Annotated in this window: 6 protein-coding genes and 1 pseudogene; 6 read left to right on the plus strand and 1 reads right to left on the minus strand. The window is 76.8% G+C overall.

Features of this window, described 5'->3' with window-relative positions:
* A pseudogene (locus RKE29_RS24900) lies at positions 1–1196 on the minus strand (anion permease); the annotation flags it as partial.
* 292 nt (positions 1197–1488) lie between these two features.
* On the opposite strand from RKE29_RS24900, the gene RKE29_RS24905 reads away from it, so the two are divergent.
* The 6 genes from RKE29_RS24905 (at position 1489) to RKE29_RS24930 (ending at position 8844) form a co-directional block, all read left to right on the plus strand.
* Positions 1489–2124: a class II aldolase/adducin family protein gene (locus tag RKE29_RS24905; protein ID WP_312007872.1), complete on the plus strand. Its 636-nt coding sequence runs from the start codon at positions 1489–1491 to the stop codon at positions 2122–2124.
* 412 nt (positions 2125–2536) lie between these two features.
* On the plus strand, positions 2537–3664 hold the full coding sequence (locus tag RKE29_RS24910; RefSeq protein ID WP_312007867.1) for an alpha/beta fold hydrolase: 1128 nt from the start codon (positions 2537–2539) through the stop codon (positions 3662–3664).
* Positions 3665–3763: 99 nt separating this feature from the next.
* Positions 3764–5404 carry a hypothetical protein gene (locus RKE29_RS24915; RefSeq protein ID WP_312007868.1) on the plus strand — a complete coding sequence of 547 codons (1641 nt, stop codon included), beginning with the start codon at positions 3764–3766 and terminating at the stop codon, positions 5402–5404.
* A gap of 252 nt (positions 5405–5656) precedes the next feature.
* Positions 5657–7255, plus strand: a complete 1599-nt coding sequence (locus RKE29_RS24920) for an ABC-F family ATP-binding cassette domain-containing protein (protein WP_312007869.1) — start codon at positions 5657–5659, stop codon at positions 7253–7255.
* A 471-nt stretch (positions 7256–7726) separates the two neighbouring features.
* Entirely contained in the window at positions 7727–7948 is a 222-nt protein-coding gene (locus RKE29_RS24925) for a helix-turn-helix domain-containing protein (RefSeq protein ID WP_030021347.1), read from the plus strand.
* Between the two features lie 116 nt (positions 7949–8064).
* Complete coding sequence (locus RKE29_RS24930; protein WP_312007871.1) at positions 8065–8844, plus strand: enoyl-CoA hydratase/isomerase family protein; 780 nt, start codon at positions 8065–8067, stop codon at positions 8842–8844.
* The last annotated feature ends 61 nt before the right edge of the window (positions 8845–8905 follow it).

The raw sequence follows: 8905 nt of genomic DNA on the forward strand, positions 1-8905 counted from the left end.
CCCGGCCGGGGCGTCCGCGCCGAGCGGCGCGGGCGCCGGCTCGTTGACGTTCCTGTGGTCGACCGGCCTGCGGCGCGAGGCCGCCCAGATGGCGGCACCGGAGGCGGCCGCCAGCGCGGCGACGAGCGCCACGCCCCAGTCGCCCCGGTCGGCCAGCAGCGCGGCGCCGCCCGCGACCAGGCCCGCCGCGGGCAGGGTCAGGCCCCAGGCCACGACCATGCGGCCGGCCGTCGACCAGCGCACCGCGCCGCCCTTGCGGCCCAGGCCCGCGNGACCATGCGGCCGGCCGTCGACCAGCGCACCGCGCCGCCCTTGCGGCCCAGGCCCGCGCCCATCACGGCGCCGGAGCACACCTGCGTGGTGGACAGCGCGAAACCGATGTGCGAGGAGGCCAGGATGACCGTGGCGGCGCCGGTCTGCGCGGCGAACCCCTGCGGCGGCTGGATATCGGTGATGCCGCTGCCCAGGGTGCGGATGATGCGCCAGCCGCCCAGGTACGTGCCGAGGGCGATGGCCAGGCCGGAGGAGACGATGACCCACAGCGGCGGGTCGGCGCCGGGCGCGACCGCGCCGCAGGTGACCAGCGCCAGGGTGATCACGCCCATGGTCTTCTGCGCGTCGTTGGTGCCGTGGGCGAGCGAGACCAGGGCGGCCGAGGCGACCTGTCCCGCGCGGTAGCCCCGCGCGGTGTCCTCCGGGGCCCGGCCGCGCGCGAGCCGGTAGGTCAGCCGGGTCGCGGCCATGGCGGCGATGCCCGCCACGAACGGCGCGGCCACGGCCGGGATGAGCACCTTCATGAGGATCTTGTCGCCGTTGACCCCGCTCGCGCCGACGGAGACCAGGGTGGCGCCGATGAGGCCGCCGAAGAGGGCGTGCGAGGAGCTGGAGGGCAGCCCGGCCAGCCAGGTGAGCAGGTTCCAGACGATCGCCCCGACGAGACCCGCGAAGATCACTTCGGCGTGCACGCCGGAGCTCTCGTCGATGATCCCTCCGGAGATGGTTCTGGCGACCTCCACCGACAGGAAGGCGCCGACCAGGTTGAGGACCGCCGACATGGCCACCGCCGCCCGGGGGCCGAGCGCGCCCGTGGAGATGGTGGTCGCCATGGCGTTGGCGGTGTCGTGGAAGCCGTTGGTGAAGTCGAAGACCAGAGCCGTCGCGACGACGACTGCAACGAGCAGTGTGATGTGTTCCATCCACCCGGCAATCGGCTCGGAGATACATGCAGGGGCACCGCGACCGTAAGGACATGCGATGAACGGAAGGTGAATTGAACGGGGCATTGGGGTGACGCGGGGCGGCGGATGGGGCAGGGGAGGGCGCGTCCGGCGCGCGCCGGCGGGCGCTCCACGTGCCCCCGGGGTGCGCGGGGTGGCGCCTGGCACCATCGGCACCGGAGGTGAGAGCGTGACCGACACCCGGAACCCGCGGGGCGCGCGCGGCCCACGGAGGGCCGGCCGGCCGTTTCGCGCACGCCTGCCGCGGCGGCTGCGGCGCGCGTGGGCGGACGTGCTCGCCACGGCCCGCAGGTCCGTCGCCGACGGCCTCGTCGTCGGAACCTCGGGCAACGTCTCGGCCCGGGTCGGGGACGTCGTCCTGGTGACGCCCAGCGGCGTGCCATACGACCGGCTCGGCCCGCGGGACGCGGTCGGCGTCGACCTGAACGGGCGCCAGGTGATCGGCGCCCTCACGCCCACCAGCGAACTGCCCCTCCACCTGGCCGTCTACCGGGAGACCGGCGCCGCCGCCGTGGTCCACACCCACGCCGTGCACGCCACGGCGGTCTCCACGCTCGTCGACGAACTCCCGGCCGTGCACTACATGGCCGGAGCCCTCGGCGGGCCCGTCCGCGTCGCCGGCTACGCCCTGTACGGCACCGAGGACCTGGCCGCCCGCATGCTGCGCGCGCTGCGCGACCGCACCGGCTGCCTGCTGCGCAACCACGGCACGGTCGTATACGGCTCGACCCTCGACCAGGCGTACGACCGGACCGCCCAGCTGGAGTGGATGTGCCGGGTCTGGCTCACCGCCTCCGCCGTGCCCGGCCGCGCCCCCGCCCTGCTGTCGCCGGACGACCTGCGGCAGGCCGCGGACAAGCTGCGCGGCTACGGCCAGACCCGCTGACGGCGGCTCCCGCGCGGGCCGCCGACGCGCCCGCGCGGGAGGCGTGACCGCGGGCGACGGGACGCTCCCCGCGGGCGACGCCCTCCCGCGCGGGCGGCGTGCCGCCACCGGCCCGCCCGGTACACCGCAGCCCGCGCGGGGGCCCGCTCGGGGTGTGGTCCGCGCGGGTACGGGTACCGGTGGCCGCGTACGGACCCTCCGCCGCGCGCGACGACCCCGTACCGGCGCCGTCGGAGCGGGGCAGCGGGCCGGGCGGCCCCGGGGCCGCCCGGCGGTGGGCGCGGTGCGGCCCCCTCGGCGTGCGAGGGGCCGCACCCGGGCGAGGCGTCTCACGCGGACGGGACGCCTCCCGCGTCGCGCCGGCCGTCCCGTCCACTGGTCGAAGGCCCCAACTCGCCTCATACTAGGAGGAATGCGCTTGCGTACCACGGCGGCCGCGGCCGCCACCACCGCCCTGACCGCCGGCGCGGCCGTGGTCGCGGCCGGGCGGCGCGCGAGCGGCGTCGCCCTGCGCCCGCACCCGGGCCGCCCCGCCCCCGACTGCCCCCGGCTCACCGTGCACGCCGCCCGGGACGGCCACGTCACCCTCACCCGCACCCTCGCCTCGCAGCGCCCCGGCACGTACGGGCTCGTCGCGCCCGGCCGGCACGCCGTCGTCGGCCCGGTGGCCGAGGGCGTGCCCCGGCCCGCCGACTGCGTGGTGCGGCGCCTGGAGCGCGTCACGCACGGCGCGCTGCGCCCGGGCACGTCCGTGTGGCTCACGCCGCAGGTCCACCTGGGCAACCCGCGCGACGCCCTCGGCCTGGACCACGCCGACGTGGACATCCCCGGCGAACTCGGCCCGCTGCCCGCCTGGTTCCTGCCCGGGGACCGCGCCACCTGGGTGATCACCGTGCACGGCCTGGGCGCCACCCGCGAGCACCCCATGGTCCTCATGCCGTTCCTGCGCCGGCACCGGTTCCCCGTGCTCGACCTCGCCTACCGCGGCGACCTGGGCGCCCCGCACCCCGCGGGCGGCGTCGGCCACCTGGGGAGCGGCGAGTGGCGGGACGTGGAGTCCGCCATCCGCTACGCGCTGCGGTACGGCGCGCGGGACGTCGTCCTCCACGGCTGGTCCACCGGCGCCGCCATGGTGCTGCGGGCCGCCGCCGAGTCCCGGCTGCGCGACCGGGTCAGCGGCGTCGTGCTGGACTCCCCGGTGCTCGACTGGCGGGCCACGCTGCGCGCGCTGGCCACCGCGCACGGCACGCCCGCCGCCCTGCTGCCGCTCGCCGTACGGGCCGCCGAGGGCCGCACCGGGCTCGGCGCCGGGGGCCTGGACGCGGTGGCCGCGGCCGGCGGCCCCGACCTGCCGACCCTGATCGTGCACGGTCCGGACGACACCCTCGCGCCCTGGGACGCCTCCCGCGCGTACGCCGCGCGGCGGCCCCGCACGGTCGCGCTGCACACCGTCCGCCAGGCCCAGCACGCCGCGATGTGGAACGCCGACCCGGAGGGCTACGAGGAGGCGCTGCGGCGCTTCCTCACACCGCTCATGTAGCCGTCGAGCGCCGTTCGAGCGGCACGCGGGCGCGCGTCAAGGGAACCCGTGGTCGGGTTCCGATTGGGCTTTCGGGCCGCCACCGGCAACACTGATCGTGTGACGTCCCGTACCCCGCGCGACTCCCGACTCCGCCTTGTCCGTCCCCGTCCGGTGGCTGCCGCCCGCCAGGGCACGTCGCGCCGGTCCCGCCCGGCGCCCCGCCCGCCCGAGGGCACCCCGCCGCTCGCGGAGCTGGCCCGCACGGCGCGCGCGGGTCTCGCGGGCGCCGTACGGGTCGCCCGCTGGGCCGCCGACGAGCACGGCGGTACGGGCGGCGGCGGGACGGGCGCGCTCGGCGACGACGCGGTGCGGCGGGCGACCGAGGCGCTCCGGCTGGCCCCGCAGCGGGTCCGCGCCGACTGGGACCGGGCGCGCTTCGTGGGCCTGGTGGAGTTGCACGGCGACACCGCGCGCCCCGGCTGGCGGCTGCGGGCCTGGGAGCGCGACGACGCGGCGGTGCTGCGCGGGTGGGTGGCGCTGTTCGACGCCTGGTCGCTGGCCCGCCCGGCGCCCGCGGCGACCGAGCCCGCCGCCGTCGCCGAAGTGGTCGAGGCCGTGCCGCAGCTGCTGTCCTTCCTCCAGCTCTCGGCCGGACCGGTGCGGGTCAGCGCGCTGCTGGACATGCTCCGCCAGCGCGTCGCGGAGCTGCGCACCGAGCGCTGCGAGGTGCCGTACGGGGTGGTCCCCGCGCCGAACGGCGCCGCCCCCGCGGCCGGCCCGGCCCCGGACCCCCTCCGCAGCCCCGCCCCGGACCCGGCCGCCGACCCGCCCCGCAGACCCGGGGCGGACGGCCTCCCCGCCCAGGGGCCGGGGCCGCTCGCCGCCGCAGCGCTGCCCGTCCCGGGCGGCCGGGACGCGGCGCCCGCCGACCCCGGAACCGCCGGCGACAGCTCCCTGGAGACCCTGCTCGACTGGGCCCTGGGCGCGCTGGCGTCCGTCGGCGCCCTCGTCGTCCTCGGCGGCCCGTCCAGCGGCACCTCCGGCGGCACCTCCGGCGGCCCGCAGGCCGCCGCCCGCGCCCCTGACGGGCCCCCCGCCGCCGACCGCCGCGAGGCCGTGCTCACCCCGCTCGGCAACTGGGCGGTGTGGGTGAAGCTGGAGCAGATCTGCGTCGCCGCCCAGAGCCCGGCCGGGAACATCGAGCAGCCCGCCGCCGACATGCTGCGCGGCTGCGCCAACCTCACCCCGGGGCCCGCCCGCGACGAGTACCGCGCCTGGCTCGCCGCCCGGCCCGCCGTCACCGCCGTCACCGAGCTGCTGGACGCGGCCCGCGGCGACGACCCGCTGCTGCGCGGCCTGGCCTTCGAGGCGCTGCGCGTGGTCGGCGGCCCGGCCGAGCACGCCGTACGCGCCGTCCTGGACGACCCGTGCCTGCGCCCGTACGCGCTGCTGTGGCTCGCCGAGCACGAGGGCGCCGACCCCGAGGACGCCGTCGACGCGCTCACCCGCGAGGAGGCCGCCTGGCTGTGGGTGGACACGGCGGCGGCCATCGCCGACCACGGCGAGAGCCCGCTGCTGGTGCGGCACCTGGAGTCCGCCGTGCGCACCACCGTGCCCGCGCTGCTGGCCGAGGTGCGCGCCGCGGGCCACCCCCGCACCGTGCAGGTCCTCGTCGCCCTGGCCGCCGCGCACCCCGACCCGGCGCTGGCCAAGGCGGTGCGCCGGGCCGCCTTCCAGCTCCACGTGGGCGGCGCCTGACGCCGGGAGCGAGCCGCCCGGCCGCCGCGCCCCGGACGGCGGGCGCGGGGTGCGCCGGGCGTCCTCGCGCCGGCTCCGCCGGGCCCGTAACCGCCCGCCCGCGCGGGGCCGCGGGCCCGGGAAAATCCCGGGGAGAGCGCGCTGCCCCAGCGGTTAGACTGAGCGGCATGGCGATTCTCCTCGTGCGTTAGACGGCGCCCGCGCCACCCCGCCCGTCTCCCCGCCGTCCAACCTGCCCAGGAGCAATTCCCCGTGATCACCGCAACCGGCGTCGAGCTGCGTGCCGGCGCGCGCGTCCTCATCGAGTCCGCGTCCTTCCGCGTCGCCAAGGGCGACCGCATCGGACTCGTCGGCCGCAACGGCGCGGGCAAGACCACCCTCACCAAGTGCCTCGCGGGCGAGGCCCTGCCCGCGGCCGGCACCATCACCCGCTCGGGGGAGGTCGGCTACCTGCCGCAGGACCCGCGCACCGGCGACCTCGACGTCCTCGCCCGCGACCGGGTGCTCTCCGCCCGCGACCTCGACTCCGTGCTGCGCAAGATGCGGGAGAACGAGGACCGGATGGCCAACGGCAAGGGCGCCACGCGCGAGCGCGCGATGAAGAAGTACGAGCGGCTGGAGACGGAGTTCCTGACCAAGGGCGGCTACGCGGCCGAGGCCGAGGCCGCGACCATCGCCGCCAGCCTCGGCCTGCCCGACCGGGTCCTGGCGCAGCCGCTGCACACGCTCTCCGGCGGCCAGCGGCGCCGCGTGGAGCTGGCGCGCATCCTCTTCTCGGACTCCGACATCCTGCTGCTGGACGAGCCGACCAACCACCTCGACGCCGACTCGATCGTGTGGCTGCGCGACTACCTGAAGTCCTTCCGCGGCGGCTTCGTCGTCATCTCCCACGACGTCGGCCTGGTGGAGACCGTCGTCAACAAGGTCTTCCACCTGGACGCCAACCGCTCGGTCATCGACGTCTACAACACCGGCTGGAAGCTCTACCAGGCCCAGCGCGAGGCCGACGAGAAGCGCCGCAGGCGCGAGCGGGCCAACGCCGAGAAGAAGGCCGCCGCGCTCAACGCCCAGGCCGACAAGATGCGCGCCAAGGCCACCAAGACCGTGGCCGCGCAGAACATGGCCCGCCGCGCCGAGCGGCTGCTGTCCGGCCTGGAGGACGTCCGCCAGGCCGACAAGGTCGCCAAGCTGCGCTTCCCCGACCCGGCGCCGTGCGGCAAGACGCCCCTGTCCGCCGAGGGCCTGTCCAAGGCGTACGGCTCCCTGGAGATCTTCACTGACGTGAACCTCGCCGTGGACCGCGGCTCGCGCGTGGTGATCCTGGGGCTCAACGGCGCGGGCAAGACGACCCTGCTGCGGCTGCTGGCCGGGGTCGAGCAGCCCGACACCGGCTCCGTCGCCCGCGGCCACGGGCTCAAGCTCGGCTACTACGCGCAGGAGCACGAGACGCTGGACCCCGGCCGCACGGTCCTGGAGAACATGCGCTCCGCTGCCCCCGACCTGGACCTGGTCGAGATCCGCAAGACCCTCGGCTCGTTCCTGTTCAGCGGCGACGACGTGGACAAGCCGGCCGGGGTGCTCTCCGGCGGCGAGAAGACCCGCCTGGCGCTGGCCACCCTCGTGGTGTCCTCCGCCAACGTCCTGCTGCTGGACGAGCCGACCAACAACCTCGACCCGGCCAGCCGCCAGGAGATCCTGGGCGCGCTGCGCACCTTCACCGGCGCGGTGGTGCTGGTGACCCACGACGAGGGAGCGGTCGACGCCCTCCAGCCCGAGCGGATCATCCTCCTGCCGGACGGCGTGGAGGACCTGTGGAACGAGCAGTACGCCGACCTCGTCGCCCTGGCCTGACCTTCCGGCCCCGACGCGGTCGCTGCCGGGCCGGAAGCCGGGCAGACCGCCCGGGCCGCCCCGCCCGGAGCCGGCCGGCGTGCGGAGGGCCGCGGAGCGGCGCCCGGCGGGCCCGGGGCTCCGGCCCGCGCCCCTGCCGATCTTCCTGTAGATCATTCGGCCGAGCCTTGATCCATCATCTGAGTGAGAACGGCTCGTACCCCCGGCGCGCCGCAAGCGCCTCGCGCGTGCCGCGTGCCGCCGTGCGGCGCTCCGCCGACGCCCTGCCCGTCTGCCCGCTCTGACCTGCCCGTTCGCCCCCGGCACCGGGCCCGGGCGGCCCGGGGCGAGCCGCGCGTCCCGGGGCGGAGGGCGCGCAAGTCCGCAATTCCCCGGAATCCTCCTCTCGCGGACCTTGCTGAATGGGTGGCCAGGAAGCCGCCAAGGGGTGATCATGAGAGTCCAGAGCGCACTTCCCATGAGGAGGCACGGGTGGCCGAGACTCTGAAGAAGGGCAGCCGGGTGACCGGCGCCGCGCGCGAAAAGCTCGCGGCAGACCTGAAGAAGAAGTACGACTCCGGTGCGAGCATCCGGGCGCTGGCCGAGGAGACAGGCCGCTCCTACGGCTTCGTCCACCGGATGCTGAGCGAGTCCGGAGTGACCCTGCGTGGTCGCGGCGGCGCCACGCGCGGCAAGAAGGCCGCCTCGGCCTAGACACCGCGCACCGCCGTCATCCCTGGGCACGGACGGTGCCACCCGGCTGATCGGCCGGGTGGTTACTGTGCGGTTGGTATGTCATTGTCCCGACCGCGGCCGACCGGAGGCTTCTCGTGACCCTGCTCGACAAGGACGGCGTGCACCTCGGAGTCAAGGACGAGGTCGCCACGGTGACGCTGACCAATCCCGCCCGGCGCAACGCCCAGACGCCCGCGACCTGGCGGGCCCTGACCGAGGCCGGCCGGCTGCTGCCGGGCAGCGTGCGCGTCGTCGTGCTGCGCGCCGAGGGCAGGTCCTTCTCCGCGGGCCTGGACCGCCAGGCGTTCACCGTGGAGGGCATCGAGGGCGAGCTGGACTTCCAGGAGCTGGCCCGCCGTCCCGACGCCGAGCTGGACGCGGCGATCGCCGGATACCAGGAGGCGTTCACCTGGTGGCGGCGCAACGACATCGTGTCCGTGGCCGCCGTGCAGGGCCACGCCATAGGCGCCGGTTTCCAGCTCGCCCTCGCCTGCGACCTGCGCGTGTGCGCGCAGGACGCGCAGTTCGCGATGCGCGAGACCAGCCTCGGCCTGGTGCCCGACCTCACCGGCACCCGCCCCCTGGTCTCCCTGGTGGGCTATGCGCGCGCGCTGGAGATCTGCGCCACCGGGCGGTTCGTGCACGCCGACGAGGCGGAGCGGATCGGCCTGGCCAACATCGTCGTGCCCGGCGACGAACTGGACGCCGCCACCGCGGACCTGACCGCGGCGCTGCTCGCCGCGCCGCGGGGCGCCCTGATCGAGACCAAGGCGCTGCTGCGCGGCGCGGTGGAGCGCACCTACGAGGAGCAGCGCGCCGCCGAGCGCGCCGCCCAGGCCCGCCGCCTGCGCGAGCTGGCGGGCGTCGGCGAGTAGGCGCGGGACGGCCACGGCCGCCGGAAGGCCGCCGTCGCCGGGGCCGCCACGGCCGCCGGGT

The sequence above is a fragment of the Streptomyces sp. B1866 genome (genome assembly GCF_031932565.1).
Classification (GTDB): Bacteria; Actinomycetota; Actinomycetes; order Streptomycetales; family Streptomycetaceae; genus Streptomyces.